The organism is Rhizobium sp. WSM4643 (assembly GCF_025152745.1).
Taxonomy (GTDB): Bacteria; Pseudomonadota; Alphaproteobacteria; order Rhizobiales; family Rhizobiaceae; genus Rhizobium; species Rhizobium leguminosarum_I.
This window is the reverse complement of the sequence record NZ_CP104040.1, coordinates 1,384,535-1,407,418: the sequence shown is the minus strand read 5'-3', so window position 1 is coordinate 1,407,418 and position 22,884 is coordinate 1,384,535. Positions and strand designations below refer to the sequence as shown.

19 protein-coding genes and 1 tRNA gene are annotated in these 22,884 nt (G+C 60.1%); 8 read left to right on the top strand and 12 right to left on the bottom strand.

Annotation, left to right across the window (positions count from 1 at the left end):
- The first annotated feature begins 40 nt into the window (after positions 1-40).
- Positions 41-1,603 (top strand): undecaprenyl-phosphate glucose phosphotransferase, encoded by a 1,563-nt coding sequence (locus N1937_RS07180; RefSeq protein WP_260058087.1) that lies wholly within the window; start codon positions 41-43, stop codon positions 1,601-1,603.
- Positions 1,600-2,841: an O-antigen ligase family protein gene (locus tag N1937_RS07175; protein ID WP_260058085.1), complete on the top strand. Its 1,242-nt coding sequence runs from the start codon at positions 1,600-1,602 to the stop codon at positions 2,839-2,841. Before N1937_RS07180 ends, N1937_RS07175 begins: the two co-directional genes overlap by 4 nt.
- 57 nt (positions 2,842-2,898) lie before the next feature.
- On the opposite strand, the gene N1937_RS07170 is transcribed toward N1937_RS07175, so the two are convergent.
- The 3 genes from N1937_RS07170 to N1937_RS07160 all read right to left on the bottom strand — a co-directional run bounded on the left by N1937_RS07170 (position 2,899) and on the right by N1937_RS07160 (position 6,087).
- Positions 2,899-3,732, bottom strand: a complete 834-nt coding sequence (locus tag N1937_RS07170) for a carbohydrate ABC transporter permease (RefSeq protein WP_020486073.1) — start codon at positions 3,730-3,732, stop codon at positions 2,899-2,901.
- Complete coding sequence (locus tag N1937_RS07165; RefSeq protein WP_170280159.1) at positions 3,732-4,625, bottom strand: carbohydrate ABC transporter permease; 894 nt, start codon at positions 4,623-4,625, stop codon at positions 3,732-3,734. The genes N1937_RS07170 and N1937_RS07165 overlap by 1 nt, the downstream gene beginning before the upstream one ends.
- A 124-nt stretch (positions 4,626-4,749) precedes the next feature.
- Positions 4,750-6,087, bottom strand: coding sequence for an extracellular solute-binding protein (locus N1937_RS07160; RefSeq protein WP_260058083.1), 1,338 nt, complete (start codon positions 6,085-6,087; stop codon positions 4,750-4,752).
- A gap of 177 nt (positions 6,088-6,264) precedes the next feature.
- On the opposite strand from N1937_RS07160, the gene N1937_RS07155 reads away from it, so the two are divergent.
- The 3 genes from N1937_RS07155 to N1937_RS07145 all read left to right on the top strand — a co-directional run bounded on the left by N1937_RS07155 (position 6,265) and on the right by N1937_RS07145 (position 8,982).
- On the top strand, positions 6,265-6,879 hold the full coding sequence (locus N1937_RS07155; protein ID WP_260059070.1) for a GNAT family N-acetyltransferase: 615 nt from the start codon (positions 6,265-6,267) through the stop codon (positions 6,877-6,879).
- Between the two features lie 543 nt (positions 6,880-7,422).
- Entirely contained in the window at positions 7,423-8,604 is a 1,182-nt protein-coding gene (locus tag N1937_RS07150) for an ROK family transcriptional regulator (protein WP_260058081.1), read from the top strand.
- Between the two features lie 84 nt (positions 8,605-8,688).
- Positions 8,689-8,982: a helix-turn-helix domain-containing protein gene (locus tag N1937_RS07145; RefSeq protein WP_017963809.1), complete on the top strand. Its 294-nt coding sequence runs from the start codon at positions 8,689-8,691 to the stop codon at positions 8,980-8,982.
- A gap of 92 nt (positions 8,983-9,074) precedes the next feature.
- Here N1937_RS07145 and N1937_RS07140 read toward each other — a convergent pair whose 3' ends face one another.
- On the bottom strand, positions 9,075-9,287 hold the full coding sequence (locus N1937_RS07140) for a hypothetical protein (RefSeq protein ID WP_003558379.1): 213 nt from the start codon (positions 9,285-9,287) through the stop codon (positions 9,075-9,077).
- A 196-nt stretch (positions 9,288-9,483) separates the two neighbouring features.
- Here N1937_RS07140 and N1937_RS07135 point away from each other — a divergent pair, with 196 nt between their 5' ends.
- Positions 9,484-9,717, top strand: a complete 234-nt coding sequence (locus N1937_RS07135) for a DUF982 domain-containing protein (protein ID WP_026154105.1) — start codon at positions 9,484-9,486, stop codon at positions 9,715-9,717.
- Positions 9,718-9,723: 6 nt separating this feature from the next.
- Here the strand turns inward: N1937_RS07135 and N1937_RS07130 are convergent, their stop codons facing one another.
- Entirely contained in the window at positions 9,724-9,948 is a 225-nt protein-coding gene (locus N1937_RS07130; RefSeq protein ID WP_260058079.1) for a hypothetical protein, read from the bottom strand.
- A gap of 536 nt (positions 9,949-10,484) precedes the next feature.
- Between N1937_RS07130 and N1937_RS07125 the strand changes: the two genes are divergently transcribed.
- Positions 10,485-11,117 (top strand): class I SAM-dependent methyltransferase, encoded by a 633-nt coding sequence (locus N1937_RS07125; protein ID WP_260058078.1) that lies wholly within the window; start codon positions 10,485-10,487, stop codon positions 11,115-11,117.
- Positions 11,118-11,304: 187 nt separating this feature from the next.
- Here the strand turns inward: N1937_RS07125 and N1937_RS07120 are convergent.
- A tRNA-Pro gene (locus N1937_RS07120) sits at positions 11,305-11,381 on the bottom strand.
- A 649-nt stretch (positions 11,382-12,030) separates the two neighbouring features.
- On the opposite strand from N1937_RS07120, the gene N1937_RS07115 reads away from it, so the two are divergent.
- Positions 12,031-12,441 (top strand): hypothetical protein, encoded by a 411-nt coding sequence (locus tag N1937_RS07115; protein ID WP_162117209.1) that lies wholly within the window; start codon positions 12,031-12,033, stop codon positions 12,439-12,441.
- Positions 12,442-12,786: 345 nt separating this feature from the next.
- Here the strand turns inward: N1937_RS07115 and N1937_RS07110 are convergent, their stop codons facing one another.
- From N1937_RS07110 to bcsN, 6 genes are all read right to left on the bottom strand, one after another.
- On the bottom strand, positions 12,787-13,455 hold the full coding sequence (locus N1937_RS07110) for an HAD family hydrolase (protein WP_162117208.1): 669 nt from the start codon (positions 13,453-13,455) through the stop codon (positions 12,787-12,789).
- Positions 13,456-13,531: 76 nt separating this feature from the next.
- Positions 13,532-15,886, bottom strand: a complete 2,355-nt coding sequence (locus N1937_RS07105; RefSeq protein WP_260058077.1) for a cellulose synthase — start codon at positions 15,884-15,886, stop codon at positions 13,532-13,534.
- A complete protein-coding gene (locus N1937_RS07100; protein WP_170280102.1) occupies positions 15,883-16,929 on the bottom strand; it encodes a glycosyl hydrolase family 8 in 1,047 nt (348 codons plus the stop codon). Before N1937_RS07100 ends, N1937_RS07105 begins: the two co-directional genes overlap by 4 nt.
- A complete protein-coding gene (locus N1937_RS07095; RefSeq protein WP_260058075.1) occupies positions 16,926-19,415 on the bottom strand; it encodes a cellulose biosynthesis cyclic di-GMP-binding regulatory protein BcsB in 2,490 nt (829 codons plus the stop codon). Before N1937_RS07095 ends, N1937_RS07100 begins: the two co-directional genes overlap by 4 nt.
- On the bottom strand, positions 19,412-21,604 hold the full coding sequence (gene bcsA, locus N1937_RS07090) for a UDP-forming cellulose synthase catalytic subunit (protein WP_260058074.1): 2,193 nt from the start codon (positions 21,602-21,604) through the stop codon (positions 19,412-19,414). Before bcsA ends, N1937_RS07095 begins: the two co-directional genes overlap by 4 nt.
- 58 nt (positions 21,605-21,662) lie before the next feature.
- On the bottom strand, positions 21,663-22,643 hold the full coding sequence (bcsN, locus tag N1937_RS07085; protein WP_260058073.1) for a cellulose biosynthesis protein BcsN: 981 nt from the start codon (positions 22,641-22,643) through the stop codon (positions 21,663-21,665).
- Positions 22,644-22,884: the final 241 nt, after the last annotated feature.

Genomic DNA, 22,884 nt, shown 5'->3' with positions numbered 1-22,884 from the left:
GTGACAACGAGCGACAATGCCCCATGAACAAACTGGCCCCATGAACAAGCTGGAAAAAGGCGATCAATTCGACGTGGAAGCACTGCGCAAGCAGGTCTCCGACATCGAGGTTCGCGGCGACGCGGTTCAGGAGAATTCCTCCAACCCGACCGAAATTAATCCCTATGCCCGCCAGATCGCCGAACAGTTCCGCGACGGAACTCATTCGCCCGCGATCATCATCGGGCAATTGCGGCTGCTGGAATTCCTGGCACTCTTTGCGATTGCGCTGACCATTCACTATTTCTGGCCCGGCGAGGGCAACGATTCCATGCTGGTGCGGGCGGGCGTGGCGGTGATCGCTTCGGCCTTGACCGTTATCGGCCTGCAGCTTGCCGACACCTACACCATTCCCGCACTTCGGGCGAAGCTGCGGCTGATGCCGCGCATCGTCGCCGCTTGGACGATCGCGCTTCTCCTGAGCGTCGGCCTGTTCGGGCTCATTCGCGGCACCACGTGGGCGATGGTCGACGCCTACATCCCTTGGTTCGTCGCAGGCGCGCTCTTCCTTGCAGCCGAACGCTTTGTCGTCGCCTACGCCATCCGCAACTGGGCGCGCAACGGCATCATGGAACGCCGCGCCGTCATCGTCGGTGGCGGCGAGCCGGCCAAGGACCTGATCCGCGTCCTCGAACAGCAGGCCGACAATGACATCCGCATCTGCGGCATCTTCGACGACCGCGGCGAGAACCGCTCGCCGATCATGGTCGCCGGTTATCCGAAACTCGGCACTGTCGCCGAACTCGTCGAATTCGTACGGCTGACACGCATCGACATGCTGATCATCGCCCTGCCGCTGTCGGCCGAGGCCCGTATCTACGATCTTTTGAAAAAGCTCTGGGTTCTGCCGGTCGATATCCGTCTTGCCGCGCATGCCAACCGGCTGCGCTTCCGGCCGCGCGCCTATTCGCATGTCGGCTCGGTGCCGATGCTCGACATTTTCAAGAAGCCGATCCGCGACTGGGATTCCGTTGCCAAGCGCGGCTTCGACATCTTCTTCACGATCGTCGCACTGGCGCTGCTCTGGCCGATCATGCTCGCAACCGCGATCGCCATCAAGGCGACCTCCACAGGCCCGGTCTTCTTCATGCAGAAGCGCCACGGCTTCAACAATGAAATCATCAACGTCTTCAAGTTTCGCTCGATGTACACCGACATGGCCGACCCCACAGGCAAGGCCGCGGTGACCAAGGGCGATCCGCGCGTCACCCGCGTCGGCCGCTTCATCCGCAAGACCTCGATCGATGAACTACCGCAGCTTTTCAACGTACTGAGGGGCGATCTCTCGCTCGTCGGCCCGCGTCCGCATGCCGTTCTCGCCCAGGCGCGCGACCGCGCCTTCGGCGATGTCGTCGAGGGTTATTTCGCCCGCCACCGCGTCAAGCCCGGCGTCACCGGCTGGGCCCAGATCAACGGCTGGCGCGGCGAAGTGGACAATGACGAGAAGATCAAGTTCCGCACGGCCTACGACCTCTATTACATCGAGAACTGGTCGCTCTGGTTCGATCTCAAGATCCTGTTCCTGACGCCGATCCGGCTGCTCAACACGGAAAACGCCTATTGAGCGCGATCGAGGCGACATATCCCCGTGTCGCCCAACCGCAGCGGATGACGCTGCGCCTGATCGGCTCGGCCTTCGTCGCCTTCGGCGTCTTCCTCTCCGGTTTCGTGATCGACGAGCCGGCGCCCTATGAACTCTGGATGGCCGGGCTGATCGGCCTCTGGTTCATCCTGGGCCTCCGGATTTCGCGCGGCGTAGCACCACTGCTCGCCCTGCTGCTGACCTTCAATATCGGCGGCATGCTGTCGCTGACGCAGATGAAGGACCTGGCAACGGCGCCGATGTATATCGCAGTGTCGACCTTTCTGGCGCTGACGGCGGTCTTCTACGCGGCAATCATCGAGGACAGCCACAAGCGGCTGCCGCTGATCTTCAACGCCTGGACCTTTGCCGCTGTCGCCACCTCCGCGCTCGGCACACTCGGCTATTTCCATGCCTTTCCGGGCGCGGAAATTTTCACGCTCTACGACCGCGCCAAGGGCGCCTTCCAGGATCCCAACGTCTTCGGTCCCTTCCTGGTGCCGCCATCGCTCTATCTCGTCCACGGCATCCTGGCCGGCGACCTGAAGAAATCGCCGCTGAAGGCTGCCGCCCTGCTCATGCTTGCGCTCGGCATCTTCCTCTCCTTTTCCCGCGCCGCCTGGGGGCTCTTCGCGCTTGGCGTGGTGCTGCTGATCTTCATCATGCTGCTGAAGGAGCGCAGTGGCGCTTTTCGCCTGCGGGTTCTGGTCCTGTCGCTGGCGGCGATCATCATGTTGGTCGCCTCGCTGCTGGTGGCGCTGCAGATCCCCAAGGTCGCCGAACTGTTTTCGGCGCGCGCCCAGCTGGTGCAGCAATATGACGGCGAACATCTCGGCCGCTTCGAGCGCCACCGGATCGGCTTCACCATGATGATGGAGCGCCCGCTCGGCATCGGGCCGCTGGTGTTCGGCACGATGTTTCCCGAGGACGAGCACAATATCTGGCTGAAATCGCTCACTTCTTATGGTTGGCTCGGCTTCGTCAGCTATGTCGGCATGCTTCTCTGGACGCTGGCTCTCGGCTTCCGAAAGTTGCTGCTCGACCGGCCGTGGCAGCCCTTCCTGATGATCGCCTGGATCTCGGTTCTCGGCCATGCGACAATCGGCAACGTCATCGATATCGACCACTGGCGCCATGTCTATCTGCTTCTTGGCACGGTCTGGGGCTGCGCGGCGCTGGAAGTGCGCCACAAGCGCGAACAAAGACGAAGGGAAGCGTGACGTCTTGCTGTCCAAGTAGGCGTGTGGCTCCGAAACGACACCTTCGCATATGGCTGTTTATTTTGTCGCTCCTGCCGTCAGGCCGGCAATGAACCGTCGCTGGAAAACCAGATAAGTCAGGATGAGCGGGAAAATCACGATCACCGCACCGGCGGTCAGAACCGGTGTGTTGACGGTATAACGCCCCTGGAAAAACAGCATGCCGAGGGGCAGCGTCCGATAAGCGTCGTCATTGACCAGAATGAACGGAATGAGAAACTCATTCCAGGTCCATATGAACAGAAACAGCGCCAGCGTCGACATCGCCGGCACCATGAGCGGGATAACGATCTTGCGCAGGATATAGAAGCGTCCGGCGCCATCGAGAACTGCCGCTTCGAGAACTTCTTCCGGCAGTTGCTGCATCGCGCTGGCGAGGAAGATCGTCGAGAATGGTATCGACATCGCGATCTGCGGCACAATGAGAGCCGCATAGGTATTGATCAGTCCGAGATACCGCATTTCATAATAAAGCGGAATGATGAAGGCTTCCGCCGGCACCATCATGCCGAGCGTCAGGATGGCGAACAGCGTACGCCGCAGCGGAAATGACAGGTATGCGAAGGCAAAACCGGTCAGCAGGCCTAAAATGACGCTTGCAGCAACGACGGGTATGACAACGATGATCGAATTCCAGAAGTAAATGTTGAAATGTCCGGCATTCCAAGCATCGACGTAATTTTCGAAATGTGGATATGCCGGCAATGCGAATGCACCCTGCAGAACGTCGGCCTTGCTCTTTATTGAGGTTAGAAGCAGGAGCAGGAAGGGGATGATCGTGACGAAAGCAAGAAGCCAGAGGACAATGCGGAGGAATAGCGGACCGGAAGAAATGTTAAATGAACGGCTCATCAAGCCAATCCTTTATGCTGCGATCCTACAAATCGGTGAATCGCATAGTTGATTACGAATGTCAGTATCGCGCCGACAATGGCGATGGCCGCCGCGGCGCCGAACCGATTGAGCTCGAAGCCGAGCTGATACATGTAGATGTTCGGCACGAGCGTAGCGTTGGCGGGTCCGCCCCGGGTCATTGTAAAAATCAGGTCGAAGCTTTTGATCGACGCTATGACCGTCAAAAGCAAAACCACCCTTATTTCAGGCAATAGAAGCGGCAGCGTTATCCAGAAAAAAGTTTTTCGCGCCGAAGCACCATCGACCTTGGCAGCGTCGAAAAGAGACGGGTCGATGCGCTGGATTCCGGTCAGGAAAATGACCATGCAAAAACCAAAGAAATACCAAGTGGCAACGATCCCGACCGCGGGAAGAACAAAATTGAAATCTCCCAGCCACGGGAGTGCGAAGGCGCCCAACCCGACTGCTCTGAGAAACTGATTGAATGGGCCGAATGCAGGATTGTAGAGCCATGCCCAGATGATGCCCAACACGGCAGTCGGCATGATATAAGGCAGGAACAAGAATGTGCGCAGGGCGAGTTGTTCGCGTTGCTTCAGATTCCAGACGCAAGCAGCAAGAGCGATACCGAGCACGAGCGGCAGGACACAGTAGAAGATCATAAGCTCGGCATTGTTACGCAAGGCAGTATAAAAACGACTGTCAGAAAAGAGATCGGCGTAATTGCCCAAACCAACCCATTTGGGCATGGCCAAGCCGTCCCAGCTGGTCAGGCTCAAACCCAAAGCCGCGAGGATCGGTCCAAAGACAAAAGCCGCGTAGAACAGCAATCCAGGCAATAAATAGATAAAATTGGCATGTTGCGAGCCATCAAGTGCGGAGCGTTTCATCCAGTACTCCATAAAGCCAAAGCTGTGGTCATCGCGCAGCAAGCCGATCGCAATGTTCATTTATCTCGATCGACGAGACTGAGGTCACGACCGCAGGGGACGGCCGTGACCTGCGTCGCAATCTTTATTTCTTATCCTTCAGGTAGGCCTGATAATCCTTGTCCATAGCATCGACAAAGGCTTCGGGCGTGATATTGCCGGACAGGAGAAGCGGCGTGTTGTCGTCTATTGTCTTCAGCATCGTTGGGCTCGACCAATCGGGGTAATGGCCGAGAGCGTCATTTGCGTTGAGTGTCTTCCACATTTCGATGCCGGAGCTGAGGAGCGGCGTGAGCTTTGGCTTTGCGTCAGCCGCGAGCGAAGTTGCCGGGAGATAGCCAGCATTGGCCCAGGTTTCAGCAGCCTTTTCTGAGACCATATAGTCGATATATGCGCCGGCTAGGTCCTGTGTCGGCTTCGTTTTGGCAAGGCTCGTTATCGCCCAGGCAAGATCCACGCCCCCGACACTCATGGGCTTGGAAATGCCTTTCGGGGCGGGAATGGCCATAAAGCCGATATCCGGATTGTGCTGCATGTCACCGAAATACCAGGTCCCGGAGATCAGGAACGCGCCCTGCCCGGAAATGAAAAGCTGGACGGCGTCGTCACCTGAGATGCCTTCGAAACCGGGGAAAAAATAACCGCCCTGTGCCCACTGCTGCACGAGTTTGGCGGATTCGATGTTTCCCTTGGTGTTCCAGGAGCCGCCACGGCCGTAAATCAGGTCGTCAAGCTCGGCGCGATTGCTCGCGTGGATATGCGCTTGGTCGATGGCGCCGATCATGTGCAAGGCCAGATGCTGCTTTGCCGAGCCCATCATGAAGGGCGCAATGCCCTTTTCCTTCAGCTTGTCGAGATCGGCTAGAAGCTCCTCGAAGGTTTGCGGCAGCGCTACTCCCGCATCGCCGAGGATCTTTTTATTGTAGTAGAGGCCAACGATCTCGCCGAGGCCCGATATGCCGTAGGTCTTACCGACCCCAAATTTTCCATCCTCCCAGCGGTCTCGAGCAAGCACGGAATCCGACTGGAGCTTATCCCAGCCATATTGTTTGATGTAGTCGTCGACCGGCAGGAGCAATCCCTCCTTGACCATTGCCCCCATGTCACCAGCACCCTGGTTGACCTTCGTGATGACCGGGCCATCACCTGCCGAAACCGCAAGCTTCAACGTCAACTTCATGTCATCAAAGGTGCGGGCGGTGCGTTTGATCGTGACGCCGGGGTGGGCAGCTTCGAACTCCTTGTTAAGTTGCTCTATGACCGCACTCTGGCCTTCATAGGTTTGGTCGTCCCACACAGCCAGGTCGTCAGCACGCGCGGCTGCCGAAAGGCCAAAACTCAAAAGCGCCGCGCCAGCAAGCGCGACAGCTGCTTTCAATCGGTATGCCGGCAGTATGCTGATCGATTTCACGGTTCTGTTCATCTGCTCCACCTCATCTGGTTTATTCTCCACTCTCCGCCCAGGCCTTGTGCTAGGCACCGGCCGAACGTTTTCTTCCCCCAGAGCTTTGCCTGGCTGGCGAATCTGAGGTAATCGTCAATGCATCGGCTCCTCTCGCGACCTAAAATGACCAAGCGCCACGCAGGAGGTGGCAAAGTGATGGACACCAGCTGCTTCATCCGCCCCGCGATTGAAGCGGATATCGACGCTCTTTTCGACATCTGCCTGAAAACCGCGAATGGCGGTCAGGATGCCAGCGTGCTTTATAGCGACCCGCATCTGCCCGGCTACATCTGGTCGGTACCCTACCTCAAATTCGCCAAAGACTTTGCCTTTGTTCTCGTTCAGGACGGCCGGCCGGTCGGCTACGTTGTAGGGGTGCCGGACACCGGCGGGTTCGACAGAGACTTGCAAACAAACTGGTGGCCGTTCGTCCGCCAGCAGATTGCGGGACTGGCACCCACCCGTCCGCGCGACGCCGACGTGATGGAACGAATTCAAAATCCGCGCAGCGGAACGGCGTGGCTTCAAGACCAGTACCCGGCGCATCTTCACATCAACATTCTTCCCGGACTTCAGGCAAGCGGTTGGGGGCGCAGGATGATCGACACGGAGCTTCAAGCGCTTCGGAATCACGGGGTCGGAGCCGTGCATCTCGGGGTCGACCCAAACAACGAACGCGCCAAGGGTTTTTACCGTCACCTGGGCTTTTCCGAATTCGAGCGGGACGGCTCCGTCGCCTTTGCTATGCGGATTGATCAGGGATTGGGTTGAAGCATTTCCTGGTTTCTCCGAGGCATGGAAAGGCCCTGGCTCGTAGGTACGAGAACCCTTGATTGGCGAAAATCTCACACGGCCAAAGCTGCTTGCCCCGCACAAGGCGAGATCAGCGGACCCGTCTGGATGAACGTCCGCCAGAAGGCGTGGCGCCGTTATCGGCAGTAAAACAGGTTTCTCGGCTCTATCAATCGAGGGCTTCATCATGAGCAAATCCTCGGCAGCTAGGTTCAAGGAGTCGGCGGAACGCAAATAAGGAAATAGCCAGGTAGGCCTAGGCCAGTTCCTCTTCGAGCTATCTTGACGGGCGCACGGCTAACCAGACGATACGTATGGCGCATACTTCTACTCGACCCTCTTTATTTCATCGCGCATTTTCATCGCACGTTAATCCAAAGCCTACAGCTGGCCTCCCATTTGTCAAGGACATAGACAAATTGCCTGCTTCGATGTATTGAAATCCGGTTGGCCGCGATAGTTGTGAACTCAATATCGCCCCATTAAGTATGTGCTCCGAACTAATTGGACTGAGCTAGCCGGATGGCAATGACATCTTCTGTCGCACAGACTCCGATCGCACGAAAAATTTCAACCAATGCCGTCATCCGAACCGTGTTCGCGAACGGGTCGATCTCTCGCGCCGATATTGCCAAGCTAACCGGCTTGTCAAAGCAGACGATTTCCGATGTCGTGCGCGACCTTGAGGATGACGGCTGGCTGAAACCAGTCGGGCAGACTGATGGCCGCCCGGGCCGGAATGCGATCACCTATGAAATCAATGCCAGGGCGGGACTGGCCGTCTCTATAGATCTCGGGAGCACCAAGATTGCTGCGGCTATTTGCGATCTGTTGGGGAATGTGGTTGCTGAAACCAAAGTATCCACCGACCCGCGCGGCGGAATGCATCTCGTCAATCAGTTCAGCGATCTTATCGTGGAACTCGCGTCTGCGGCCGGGACGAGTGCCGACAAACTGCGCCTCATCGTTCTAGGCAGTCCCGGTGTGCTCGATCCGGCCACCGGACATATCAACGTAGCGCCAAGCATCCCCGGCATCGACGCAATCAATCTGCGGCAAGTCTTCAGCGACCGAATGGGTATACCCGTGATCGTTGAAAATGATGTCAACCTGGCCGCGCAAGGGGAGAGATGGCGGGGACACGGTATCGAAACCAGCAATTTTGCTTTCGTTGCTCTCGGAACGGGCGTCGGCATGGGCATCATCGCCAACGGAACTCTGTTGCGCGGCGCGCGTGGGGCGGCCGGCGAAATCGCCTATCTTCCGATCGGCGGAGACGTTTTTGATCCTGGCGGATTTACGCTTGGAACCTTTGAGAGTGCGGTCGGCAGCGCCGCGATGTTGCGCCGCTACGTCGGTTTCGGCGGGCGCAACGCATCCACCGTGGCCGATCTCTTCGCCGCGTTTAGTGCAGGAGAGACAAGCGCCGCGGCTGCAATCGAAGAGACGGCAAGGCTGGTCGCGGTCGCCATTGCGGCAATCGGAGCGGCTCTCGATCCTGAACTGGTGATCACCGGTGGCAGCATCGGAGCAAGACCGGAACTCGCAAACGCCATCCGTGGTTTCCTGCCGCGCTGTACGCCTTATCCGCCGCGCATCGAGATCAGTCGCTTTGGGAACCGGGCCGCCCTGATGGGAGGAATGGGGATCGCGGTCGAACGCATGCATGACGATCTTTTTGGTGTAAAATTGAGGGAAGTTTGAAGAGCGAGTGCCTTCGGCACCGAAACCGCCCAACGTGAGAGCGCGGCCACTTGAGAAGTGCTGGAAATGCGCTAGATTTCCATCATGATAACAGCAACGCAGATACGCGGCGCGCGCGCCATGATCGGAATGAGCATCGAAGAGCTCGCGGCCGCCAGCGGCCTGCCGGTCGAGACTGTGAGAGCGCTGGAAAACGGCGAATTCGCCGGCGAGCCACATGCGCTGTTCGATGTGCGCAGCACGCTCGAGGCCAACGGCATCATCTTCCTGTCGAGCGGTAATCAGGATGAAGGCGGACCCGGCATCCGCTTACGCGCCCGCACCTTCAGCGATGACGGCATCCGGCCCGAAAACCTCAACGCCGCCAACGACGATTGACGGAGCTAATCGGGCGCCCGGGCGTTTCGCTGTCCCATAATATATCGGGGGTCATCGGCAAGAACGGTGTCTCGATCGAGCAGAACTAATCGTCAAAGATAAGTTTTTGCAAGATCCGCGAGTTTGCCGCCATCCTTCACGCCCTGCCTGTAGAGCTGAATGATGACCGCACCGATCCGCTCGGCCTCCGGCGTCGTTTTGACGAGGCCGCGTTCGTCGCAGACCTTGTCGAGCACCTGCGAAAGCAGATCGAGATCTTCCGAAAATAGCGGTAAATCATGCGGATGAATTGATGATCGTAACATCACGCCGCATATCCTCCGAGGGCAAACGCATCCACGCTTGCATCGCCGGCCGCCCTCCGCAACCGTCATAAAGCCATTATGCGCGAGGGCCTGAACTTTAGCAACCGCGCAAATTTCAGCGGGACAAAATTATGGAACAAAATTTTGTCCTGCGCGTTGTGAGCGCGTTTTGTGGCAGGAATCAGTGAGTGCAGACGTGAGTGAAAAACGCTTTCCCTCCCCCGTCCGGGTCCTTTCTCCAAACAGCAGCCTGATCGTTTCGACTGTCTGGGAGGCAGTCGAATATCTGAAAAGGTGGCCGAGCAAGCGTGGGCGCGACTATCGCATTGCGCGCCAGCACTGCCTGGATGCGCTCGACGGACTGCGCAGCCCGCGTGCAGCGCAGGCTTCCTTCGTCACGGCAGCGAAAACCGCAGGATTGCTGGTTTAAGATCGGTTAGCCGTTACGACCGCCGGCGGCGATGCGCTGGGGATGGATGAAACCTTCCATGATCACCTTGGCGGTCACTTCGATCACCCGCTCCTCGGCGAGTTCGGCGAGCGCGAGGGCGAGGGCGACATCGCCCTCCGACCAGCCGGCTTTGACGGCCTCGTCCGACAGAGCCTGGAACGCGTTGGCGAGACTCTGTCTGCAAGTTAGATTGTGCTTCATATCCGCCATGCGCTCGCACTAGGCTATCTGTGACAGGGATAATGTTAATCTACACAAGTTCGCGAGAATGCGAAGAGGTTTCGGATTTGTTTCAATTCAAAATTAGTTTATTCACTTCTAATCTTTGTATAACCTTAACAAAAATCGACAAATACCGTCTATCCCAACTAAGGGAGCACCAAAAAGAACTAAAGGATTTATTTGCGACGCACCTTCAAAGGGTATTTCATCGCTTTATTTAGTTTAAATGGTCGAAGCGCCCGGAGCCGATGCAGCGGCCCATTGACTGACGAGAATACGGTAGACCCGGACGCGGCCCGTTTTCAGCATCTTCTCGGCACCCTGTCAATCAGCTTCGGGATCTTCTCCAGGGCGAGCGTTGGGCACACTGGAGGATGTCTCGCATGGTCGATACAGCCAATCGGCGGCTGGCCTCCCGCGAATACCTTCGGCCTTAATCACCTTAATACCACAACGGCACCACACTCCGGTCAAAGTCCGCCGTACCATTGGCAGCTCACTTCTTCAGCTTTTCAGGAGGTAAAATGTCTATCGAACTAGACGCTACTACCTATGTACACGCCAAGCCGGCGACTGCCCATTCCTATATTTTGCCGGCCGTTGTCGATGTTCTCGAGAACAGTTTCCAGGAGGCAAATGAAACGGCTGTCTTCGACCTCGGTTGCGGCACCGGCGGTGCTGCAGCTGTGCTTGCAGAAAAAGGCTATGACGTCGTCGGTGTCGATCCGTCGAAGGACGGCATCGCGAAAGCGAGAACGGCCCACCCCGATCTTCCGCTGGAAATCGGTTCCGGCTACGAGGATCTTTCCAGCCGGTATGGGACCTTCGACGCGGTGATCAGTCTTGAAGTGGTGGAACATATCTATGATCCCAAGGCCTTCTCGACGACCATTTACGATCTGGTGAAGCCCGGCGGCATCGCGGTCGTATCGACGCCTTTCCACGGCTACTGGAAAAATCTGGCTCTGGCCGTGAGCGGAAAGATGGACGACCATTTTATGCCTCTGAAGGACCATGGCCATATCAAATTCTGGTCTCCCGGAACGCTCAGCACGCTCCTGGTTGAAACAGGCTTCGAAGACGTCGACTTCGAATATGTCGGGAGAATTCCACTGCTGGCGAAATCGATGATCGCGATCGCTCAGAAACCGCACTGAAGGCGGTCGAAGGCTCACCGTTCTTTGCAATGGCGGCGCTATAGCCTCGCCCGCAACATGAACAAATGACATTTTCGTTCGGGACTCTCAGTTCCCGTTTCAGCATTTCCGCCGATGTCTCGTTCCGTTTTCCGCCGCCAGCGGGACGAAGAAAGTGACATTCTGACTGGGACTTCAAGGGGATAAATGGTCGGGGCGACTGGACTCGAACCAGCGACCCCTTGACCCCCAGTCAAGTGCGCTACCGGGCTGCGCTACGCCCCGACCTGCCGAAACGGCTTGATTGCTTTATGAAATCGGCTTTGAGAGCGCAAGGGGAAAATGAGGGTCGCGAGAATAAAAATGGAACGGAAGGGGCAGTTATGCACGGTTCGGTGCAAAGAGTCCCACCGAAGCCCCACGCGATGTTGCCGCTGCGTTCTCTGGGCGGCGCACGTCAGCAACAGGTCTCCGTCTTCTAGTGGCACGAATGAATCAAGACGAATTCCAACAAGAGCTAGTCAGGATGCTAGAGAACAACGATATGCTCGCTCGCTGAGCACGGCCTCATCCTTCGCCTCCCGCAGTCCCTTGTGGGAGCATGACGCAGCTTACCGTTAACGCGCGCACTTCTGCAGCACGCGGGTCGTAATCTCCATCTGCGCGGCATATTCCTGCACTGCCGCATACGCCACCTCTTGTTTTTGACTGAGCTGCTGCATACTTTCGGCTTCCTCTCCGTCAAAATGGGGAATGGCGACACCATAAGCAGCGTCGGACCGCCCCGGGAGACCGTTGAGCGGTGTTCCGCATTTATAGCATTGCCTTCGTCCCAATAGTTCCTGGAAGCGAAACAAGGTTCAATTCAGAGCCTGTACTCTGCTTGACTTCCCGAGAAATTCAATGTTTCTTCACGCAAAAATTGAGGTATAAAGTGAAAAGTATTTTTTCCTATTTAATTGCAGGGGCGATGATTGCACTTTGTGGCTGCACCACAACCTCCGACAGCTTTCGGCAGAAGTCCGTATCCAAAACGGTGCTCACCGGTGAGAAGACGAAGTTGGGCCAGACCTGGCATGTCAACAAAGACTGCAGCTTTGTCGATTATCTGCCTACTCACGTCATCGAACAACCCAAGCACGGGCGTTTCCAGCTCGTCCGCGAGCCGGTCTTTCCCTACGAAAAGGGAGAGCTTGCGAAATGCCGAACGGTCAAGGTGCAAGGCGAGGTTGGTTACTATATTTCGGAACCAGGCTACATCGGCAGCGACAAAGTCGTTGTCAGATCTCCCTCCGGAAATGGGAGGGTCGACGAGACCATCATAAATGTGAATGTCGTCAAGTAGCAGGACCCGGCCCGGCGGTCCAACATTCAGCCGCCGGGCAGGCCCCTTTTCAGCTTCAGCGCCCATTCTTGGCCGTCCTCCGGCCCCCAAATTGGGACCGTCGACCGCTTGCAGCCCAGCTGCGTTACGTCTTTTCACAGACTGCACCTGAAACCCGCAATAAAGTCGAGATATCACAGTTCAATGGCTGGCTCTCTGTCAGCCTCGAAAGAAAGAAGAGCCGGGACTAAGGGTGTCGTTCCCCCAGTCAAGTGCGCTACTGGGCTGCGCTTTAGTTTTTCAGCGCGTGCAAGGCGAGCGGAAAAATCTTGCCTCCAACAAAAAGGCAGCGGTTTGCCCGAATGGTCAGATCGCAGCCAGCGCCAACTGGCCTTCGGCGGTCTGGCGGGGCTGCCATGTCTGGTAGTTGACGATCGAAAAATGTGGTGTTTCGAAGGGCGTGGCATGGGTTTCGGTGATGACGGTAACATCGGCGCCGGCGGCTTCGCCGGCGAGAATGCCGGCGACGGCATCTTCGAAGACCAGGCATTTTTTCGGATCGACGCCGAGGCGGCTTGCGCCGAGCAGATAACCTTCGGGGCTGGGCTTGCCTGATTTGACCTCCTGGCCGCTGACGATGACCCTCGGCATCGGGATGCCGGCGGCGGCCATGCGGCGCCTGGCGAGCTCGATTGGCGCCGAAGTGACGATTGCCCATCTGCCCTCAGCAATGGCGGAGAGGAAGCGGACGGCGCCGGGGATCTCGACGATGCCGGAGACATCCTCCATCTCCTCGACGAGCAGCAGATCCGCCTCATGGGCGGGATCGACGCCGGGCAGGCCGAGCCCGCGGATCACGTCGGAGGCGCGGATGCCATGGATCGTCTTCAGGAAGACCTCCGGCTCGAAGCCGTGGCGTCTTGCCCATTCGCTCCAGACGCGTTCGACGACGGCGATGGAATTCAGCAGCGTTCCGTCCATGTCGAAAAGGAAGGCGTCATAGGACCTGTCGAGGATGTTATGGAGAGCGGACACGGATGTTTCCTTTGGGCATGAGGCCAAGGCGCGCCCCTGCGCAGGCGAGTAGCGGAGAGCGGCGGCGGCGTCAACGTCAGTCGTTGACGTCGGGATGCGTGACATTTCTAACGTCTGCAAGACCGCGGGCAGCATCGCGGCTGCCGGTCGCCGCAGCGGCCTCAAAGATGCGGGTCGCATCGCCGTACATTTTGAGATTGAGGTAGCAGTAGCCGCGCAGAACCATCAGGTCGATGCGTTCCTGCTGCAGCTGGGCGCGCTGATCGAGATAGATGAGGGTTTCGCGGTAACGCCCGGCGTCGAAGGCTGAAAGCGCACGGTCGGCGAGGATCGCCACCTGGAGTTCGGCGGCGCGCTGCCGGTTCTGCGGCGCCTTGCTGGCCGCGACGGCGGCATTGGTGGAAAGGCCGGCGCGGAGATAGGCAAGGCTCTGGCCGTAGGCTGCGTCTTCGCGGACCTTGCGCGCGGGGCTCTGCAATGCCGCCTCGAACGCCGAGATTGCCTCCATCGGCCGGTTGATATCCATCAGGCACCAGCCGCGCGACAGCGCATCGGCCGGCTCAAGCTGCGCCGCATCGATTGTCGTCGAGCAGCCGCGCGTCTGGCGCGGACCGCGCGGGACGGTCACCGTCTCCATCGCCGGCCTCGCCGCGCGAACGACCACTTCCGACCCCGGCTGCAGGGTGATGCGGCGATCGGCCGGAAGCGGCTCGGTCGGGGGACGCTGCGTCGGCTGCGCCGGTTGCTGTGCGGCAAGCCCGCCCTTCTCCGGCGGCGGCGTGACGGCATTCGGCATTAGGGAGGACGTGTCTTCGAGATTGGTGATCCGGCTCGACCGGCCGGCCCAGGCGCGCTGAAGGTCGAGCACGCCCTTGCGGTCGCTCAGTTGCTCGCGGGTGACGACAAGGCCATAGGCGGACGGTTCGTCATCAGGTTTCCAGGCAAGCGCCGTCTCGAACCAACGCGCGGCGGTCTGGAACTGGTTGAGGGAGCGGGCATACCAGCCGAACTGCTGCGCCGTCGGCACATATTTCCGGGCGATGACCTCGGTGGCGATGCGGTGCAGCACGTCTTCGGCCAGATCGGCCGGCGGCTGTAACGCCATCAGGTTGGCGGTGGCGGCGAGATAGGTTGATGTCGCATCCTCGGAATCGGCGCGCCAGCGGAACATCACGTCCTCGGCTTCCTCAGGCGCCTTGCGGGCAATCAGCGCCAGCGCCAGCCCCTGCGAAGCGGCCGCCGAATCTTGCTTGGCTCGGGCAGCGCGGAACCACTTCTCGGCATCGGCATCGTTGTTGCGGCGAAGCTGATACCAGCCGAGCAGCAGCGCGTCGGAGGCGAGCCCCTCGGTCTCGGCGAGTTTTTCGAGACGGGCGATGTAGTCGGGTGCGATAACAAGCTTCAGATCGTCATTGCCCTCGGCCACGAAGCGTCGGGTGAGATTGCCGCGGATCGCATCGAATTCCTTGCTGCCGTCGGCAGCAGGCCTCTCCAGCGTGAGCAATGCCTGCATCGGCTGGTAGCCAAGCAGCGTCGAGGCTTTTTCGACCGTCGCCTGCCGCTCGGCGGGATTGGTGCAGTTCTTCAGGATATAAGCGTAGGCATCCTGGCCGCGCTGCACCCTCTCCGTCCGGATGAAGGCTTCGGCGACACGCCAGAGGACATCGATCTCGCTACAGGTGAGCAGGCTCGGTGTTGCAGCAGCGATATCGACGACCGTCGCATGTTGCTTGAGGTCCGAGGCATTGACGAGACGGGCACGGGCCTCGGCGACGTCGAGCCGGTCGAGCAGATCGGCCGGCGGCTGCCATCCGGCATCGGCTGCCTGGCGGTCGGCGACGGCCTTGCGCAACTCCGCATAGCGGCCATCGGAATAGAGCTGCCACATGGCCTCAAGCCTTTTGTCGCCATTCTGCGGCACGGCGAGCGGATCGGCCGGCGGAACCCAGTTTGGGTAGAGCGCCTGAAGGCGGGAGATTTCGGCCTGCAGGCGCACCTTGTCGCCGCGGCTGGCGAAATAACGAAGCGCACTTTCATCGACGGCAGGCTGCGCAGGCGCGGCCGCCTGTTGCGGTGCTGGCGGCGCGGAAACGATGGGCGGCGTGACCGGCGCCGGCTGGGCGACCGTCTGAGGTGTCGCGGGCGGTGCCGCCGGTTGCGGTGCTGCGGCATCCGGCTCGCGCACGTCCGGTGCTGGCGGCGACGGAGATGTGATCGCCTCGATCTTGTCGGCCACCAGCTGCGCATTGAATTCAGGATTGCCGGCGGAAGCATCAGTCGGCTTGATGCGGCCCATCATCATCAGCTCCGGTGCCGGCTTGCCGGCAGACTCAAGGCCGAACTTTTCCTGCAGAGCGACACGATCTTTCAATCCGGTGACGAGGGTTGCCACCACGACTGCCGCTGAAACCGCCACGAGAGAAGACTTCACAGACACTCCGGATGCTTCTCCCCAATATAGGCCAGCCCCAGCAGTTGAAGCGTGGACGGATAATAGAGTGCGGGCGCAAATTGCAGGGCCGAGACCGGCAACTTGGTCCCATCGACCACACAGGCCACAACATCATTAACAATTCGATAACCTGGGTCCGGCAACACGGTCTTCGTCCGGCCGGTGGTCAGATCGATGGTGGCGGGAACGCCGTCTTGCGACATCCCCTGCTGCAGACGGGTCAACAGCGCCTTGTCGGTGACGCCGCCACGAACAAGATAGAGCGGGATGCGGATGGCGTTATAGCCAAATTCGGCGTCGAAACCCTGCGCCGGCTGCGGCTGACCGCTGAGACTCACCCATTCGGCGGGAAGTTTGCGCGGGCCGAACTGCATCGTCTTCAACAGCGTTAGGCCACCATCCGACAGTTTTTGCCAGGCGTCCGACGGAGCGAGCACCGCCATCACCGGGATCGCCTCGTAAATCCAGTAGGACGGGTTGACGACGGGGCCATCCTCACGGTCGGTAGCGGCGAAACCCTGGCTCCCCGGCAACAGGAGTGTGTGGCCGGCCGAGTGCACGACGGTTTCGGCAAGCAACGCCTGCGCCATTCGGGAGGCGGCGAGGATATAGTCGTTGCGTTTCCACGCCGTGCCGGCAAGCGCCAGCGCATAGGCGATCAGCATGTCGCCGTCCGAGGCGTTGTTAGCGTCGGTGACGTGCGGCTTGCCGTTCGGATCCCATTTCCACACGGCCAGGCCATCGTCGCGCAGCAGCAGCTCCGTGCGGGTAAAATACCAGATCTGTTCGAAATCGGCGGGGCTGGCTGAGAGATAGGCGAGCAGCATGCCATAGCCCTGCCCTTCGCTGTGGCTGATATTGCCGTTGCCGTTATCGATGATGCGGCCGGTCGCATCGAGAAACTTCGCCTTGTAGGCCGACCATGCGCCGGCATTGATCATCGCTTGCTGCGCAACAGCGGGCGGGCCTGCCGGGGCAAGCGCGACCGTTGCCGCCATCAGGAGCGCGCGCCACTGCCTCATTTGGACCGGCCCAGTTTTCTGAGCATGCTCGAGGTGGTGATCCCGATAAGCAGCACGAAGACGACCAGCAGGAAGGAGTAGGAGAGGATATTCGTCGATAGCCAGTTGGCGGCAATCAGACGGTAATTGGCGATCGACCAGGGGGTGGACGGCACGAAATCGAAACGGGTAACGGGCAGGGTTTCGATCTTGCCTGTCTTGCTCGAATAGGTAGTGATGTGGCCCGATATCTGCGGCCAGTTCAGTTGCGCGGTCAAAACCTCGAGCCCTTCGCGCAGGTCCTTTGCCGACGGCGCCGCCACCACGGTCCAGGCGCCGGACCCTGCGGGGCTGGAGCCCTGGGCAACCAGCAGCGTGTCGGCGTTGGCCGGCGTGAAAATCTGCTCGGCGCCCGGGATGAATTGCAGCGAACTGCGGGAGATATCGAAATTGCGCGACAGCCACTCGCGGATAGCCGTGATCCGGCTGCGCAAGACACCGCCGCTGATCTTGGAATTCCATTCCTCGAAGGCCGTACCGGTATCGACGACGCCCACCTGCGTATCCACCACCGAACGCCACGAGGCTTGGCTCGCCGTGGAGATGTTGGTCTGTGACAGCGCCGTTGTCGGCATCTGCGAGATGGAGCCGATGAAGATTGCGTCACGATCGCCGATCGCATTCGGCGAGGCGACGGTTTCGACGACGATCGGATGGCCGGCGGTGATCGCCATCTGGCCGAGCAGCGTGGCGGCGGCCGAAAGCGTATCGGCATCGACGCGGTCGATGAAGAGCGGCGTCGGTTCCGTGACCCGACCATAGGGATAGGCAGTGCCGGCCATTGCCGCCAGATTCGGACGCTGACCGACGCGGGCGAAATCCGGAATCTGCAGCTCGGAGGTATCGAACAGGGCAAAACGCGGGGTGGTGCCGGTAGCCGCGCCCGGCGCGCAGACGGCATCGTCCTTGGTCATCAGGATCGCTTCGATCGCCACCGAATTGAGACCTGGCTTGAAGTGCCGCATCGTCACGCGGATCGGCAGATGACGCAGAATGCCGCCTGATGTCGTGGTGATCGGGACGGTGGAGGCGATGTTGTCGTTGACGTAGATATCGATGTGGCTGCCGGGCATCACGCTATCGGTATAGGCGGCGTCGAGCAGCACCTTCGCCTCGCCATAGGCATTGGCATAAAAATCGGCCGGCACAGCGATATTGAAACTCGTCCGCAACCGCCGGCCGGAGAATTCGGTGGTCTTCACACCGAGCTGAGACAAGGCGATGTTTGTATCGGAAAAGACCAGCGGCGCGTTCGGCGCGCTCCAGCGCTCGGTGGTCAGCACGTCGCGGCGAACATCCGAGGACCGGTCTGTCGGTGAAACGATGGTGTCGATCGCCGAGGAGACCGCCTGCCAGGAGGGGCCGCTGATCAGAAGGATCGGCGAGCCGCTGCGCGGGTCGGTGACGAAAGCGGCGAGTGCCGCACTTTCGGCGCCGGGTGGCAGGTCGGGAAAGAGCGGCCGCAGTTCTGCCGCGGTGCCGACGAGCACGCTGAGCTTACCAGGCCCGGCGGCCGGAAGCGACGCGGTGCTGAAGGCAAAAATCTGGTTCGGCATACTGCTCAGCACCGACAGGCCCTGCGCCAGCCGTAGCAGCGGCTTGGTGGTTCCCGGCTGCTCCAGTGCCGGGACAACGAAGTCGAACTCCGTCTTGCCAGCGCCGTTGACGCCGATGGCGCGGATTGCATCGGCGCTCGATAGCTGGGCGGCGTCCCTGCCGGCAAAGCTCAGATAGGTTCCGGCGGGATCGATATTCGACCACAGTTCATAAGTGGATTGGATGCTGCAATCGGTGCGATGCCGCTGATCGGCTTCGAACGTGACGAGGTTGGCGCCCGGCTGCAGCAAACCGGGCGGAACCTCGAAGGTGACGGCCGAAGAGCCATCCGGCGAGCCGACGCGCTGCTGGCCGATCGGGCGATTGTTGAGATAGACGGTCAGCGCGGAGGCCTCGGGCGCAACGACGATCGAATTCTGGTAGGCGAAGGTGAAGCTTGCCTTGGCCCTCGCCTGCTCCGGTGTCAGATAAACAGTCCATGACCGGCGATCGTATTCGCCGCCAAGGCCAAGTTTCGAAAAGGGCACGACAAAGCGACGGACATCGCCTGTATTCAGCGGCGCAACGCTGTTTGCGGCTGCGGCAGGCCGGGGCGCAGGCATCGCCGGCTGCGCCTGAGTGGCAACCGGCGAAGTAACAGGAGGGGGAGCAGCCGGGGTTGCAGGAGGGGGAGCACCCGGGGTTGCAGGCGCGGGTACGACGGGAACTGGAGGCGTGAGGGGAACGGGCGCAATGACCGCAGGCGGCGCGGCCTGTGTGGGCGGCGTCAACCTCGGGGTAACGGACGCACCGGGCGGCCGCTCGCCGGACATGTCGAAGGGCGCCGTCTGCGCCTGGGCGAAGGCGGAGGCATTCAGCAGGAAAAGCGAGGCGACGACGATCCTTCTCATCCGGCGTTGACCTTTGCCGCCTGCTGCTGGGCTTCCCGCTCCGGCCGCATGCTGCGGAAGAAGTAAACGAGGCCTCGGCTCGTCTGGTAGAACGCCATGCCGAGAAACCAGATGGTGCCGCGGATCAGGCCCGGATTGCGGCGGCGCGAGGCCTGAAACTGGGTCCACTGGTCGGAATTGGCAAACATCAGATCGGCGATCAGGCGATGGTCGAGCGCGCTTTTCGGCACGTATTGGCAGCCGACATTGCTGATGTCGCCCGACGGCTCGATGTTGCGGACGATGAGCGGCAGGGTTTCCAGATCCGCGCCGCTATAGGGCCGGAAGCGGATTTCGCCGACGGCGCCGACCAGCATCTCGTCGAGATGCTTGTTGAAGATGTGCAGCCTCGCGCCATGCACGGAGACGTCCTCGATCGAGGCCGTGTACCACTTGCCGTTGGCGCCGAATTCGCAGCGCCGGTTGACGCGGACGCGACGGGAGGAGGCGCGCTCGCCGCGCTCCGATACGACTCCAAGCGCGCAGCCGGCCATGATCAGGTTGATGACATTCCATCCGCCGACGACGAGCGTGACGTCGGCCTTATAGGGCTCGGCATAGATCTTGTAGATGGTGATGACGAGCGCGACGATCTGCACCGCAAAGATGACGAAGAACGGGCGGCTGATCTCCGACAGACGGCTGACGGCGATCGATTCGTCCTTGGCGGTGACCTTGAAGGTCGGCTTCCTCGGATTGAGCATGACGGAGACGACAGCCGGCAGCAGATGTACGGTCTGGACATATTCGTAGAGCTCGGAAATCCAGGGCCAGCGGAATGACCCATAGAGGTAGTTCTGCATCATCAGATTCACGAGCATATAGGCAAGCGTATAGGCGAGGAACTCGCCGCCCGAGGCGGTGAAGATTTCCAGATCGAAGAACAGATAAAAGAGCGGCGCAAACAGAAAGATCGTGCGCGGGAACGGGAAGAGCCAGAACAGCGTGGAGGACATGTAGCAGAAGCGCTGCGGGATCGTCAGGCCGCGCTTCAGAAGCGGAAAGCGGAAGCGCAGGATCTGCATCATGCCCTGCGCCCAGCGACTGCGCTGGCCGATGAAGCTTGCGAAGGTGGCTGGCTGCAGGCCGGCGATCAGCGGCTTGTCGACATAGATGCTGTTCCAGCCGCTGCCATGGAGCGCCAGCGCCGTCTCGCAATCCTCGGTGATGCTGATTCCGGAAAACCCATTCTGGGATTCGAGCGCCTTACGGCTCAAAACCGCAGCCGAGCCGCAAAAGAAGGCCGCGTTCCATTTATCGAGGCCGCGCTGGATGATGCCGTAGAACATCTCATTCTCGCTCGGCATCTTGTCGAAGGTACGAAGGTTGCGCTCCAGCGGATCGGGATTGATGAAGAAGTGCGGGGTCTGGACGAGGAAGAGCTTCGGATCGTCTTCGAAGTAACCGACGGTCTCGAGCAGGAAATCGCGGGCCGGCGCGTGGTCGGCATCGAAGACGGCGATAAGTTCGCCGGTCGAATGTTTCATGCCGTTGTTGAGATTGCCCGCCTTGGCGTGCTCGTTACGGTCGCGCGTGAGGTAGTGGACATCGAGATCGTCGCAGAGCTGCTTCAGCTCGATATGTCGGGCAGCCGCCGCCTGGGCTTCGAGCAGCTTGCCGGAATTGCGCTTCTGCAGGGTGCCGCCGTCGTCGAGCAGCCAGACATGCAGTTTCTCGGCCGGATAGTCCATGGCCTTGGCGGCGGCCAGCGTGTTTCCGAGAAGACCGGCATCCTCATTGTAGGATGGCACGAAGACGTCGACATGAGGAAGGCGCCCGGGATTGGCGGCACGCGAGGGGCGCGACGGCAGCGGGGTGGCGACGATGAACAGGCTGAGCGCCAGCATCGCGACGCTATACATTTCGGCCAGATAGAGCAGCAGGCCGGGAATGAAGTTTTCCAACTGATTCAGAGGCGGCAGCGTATTGGTGGTGCGCCAGTAGACATAGCGCAGCACGATCGACGTGCCGAAGGCGAGCCCCACCAGGCGCCACGTCCCCTCACCCTTGAAAACTTTGATCAGCGCCATGACGGTCACGACCGTGATGCTGGTGATGAGCTGGGTCTGCAGGTTGACCGGCAGCGTGATCAGCACGATCATGCAGAGCGAAACCACGGCCCATATGATGACACTGCGGGCTTTGCGCATCGACGTTCCTTCGAAATTGCTCAACCGGGGCACCAAAGGGCGCCCGCGGGCATGCTCATTATCTCCGGCAGGCGGCCGTCATGGCCGCGTCGCCTATGCAGTCCGGCGAAGGCACGGTGACGCCGATTGCCCTTACCGATTGTTCGATTGGCGCAGCGGCCGCATTCGGCCTTGCGCTCGTCTGCGGCGCCTCGCCCGGCAGCGGCACGCGCGGGCCGATGGGTGCAGGCACCGATGCGGCGCCTTGAGCCGGTTGCGAGGTCGCAGCGCTGCCAACGGCAGCGGCCCGCGGCCGGCTGACGAAGGCAGGCGCCGGCTCGTAACCGATCGGCATCGGGCTGGCGCGGTAACCACCCTCGTCCGGATAGATCGGCTCTCCGGTGCGCCCGAGTGCTGCGTCGGCGGGCGGCGGATTGCCGTAAGCGTTCCAGACCTCGCCCTCGAAGGTGCCGGTGACGGTGTAGCCATAGACGATGCCGAGCAACTGGCGCTCGCTCGCTCTGGCATCGCAAAGGCGCAGGCGCAGCTGGATCATGCCGAAATTGCGCGCCTGGGTATTGGCAGCGGTGCTGGAGCGGATCTGCTGCCAGGCATAGACGCAGGTGTCGCCGGCACGGCTGCGGCCGGAGGCATAACCGAAGGGGCCATAGGCGTTCTGCAAGAAGGTCGCCGACGTCGCCATCCGCACGCCGGGCGCCGAACGGGCCACCTCGCGGCTGATACCGCTCTCGTTGATCATGCTGAAGCCGGCATTGCCGGCACCGGGATTGGCTCCGGAAGCGCCTAAGAACTGGACCTTCAGGAAATTCTGGCCGGGCACGGAGGATGAGGTAAACAGCGAGATCGTCTGCTCGACGCCGTTGCCGCGCTTGCGCTCGATGACGCTGACGATCGACGGGCCGCCCGGCGGCGGCAGGACCAGCGCCTTTTCAGGCGCCACCGTCTCTGGCCCGGAAAGCTGGCGTACGCCGCCTGTCGATGTGCAGCCGGCCATCACGCCCGCCACGGCCAACAGCAATATGGTCTTCCGCAAGCGCATGTCTCGAGCCGCCGCAATCGTCTCTCTAGAGATCCATTCGCAAGCCGAAACGCGACGGATCGTCGAATCAACGACCGGTTGGCCGTCCGTTCAGAATAAACGTCCAACATGGTTAGCGAAAAGTAAACAAGCGGGCTCTAACATCATCGGCTGGAGTCTTTTCGAACTTTGTTCAGACAGCTCAACCGTATGACGCACAAATTAATTTAGTAACAACTTAATTACTCTCATTGCATCTGTC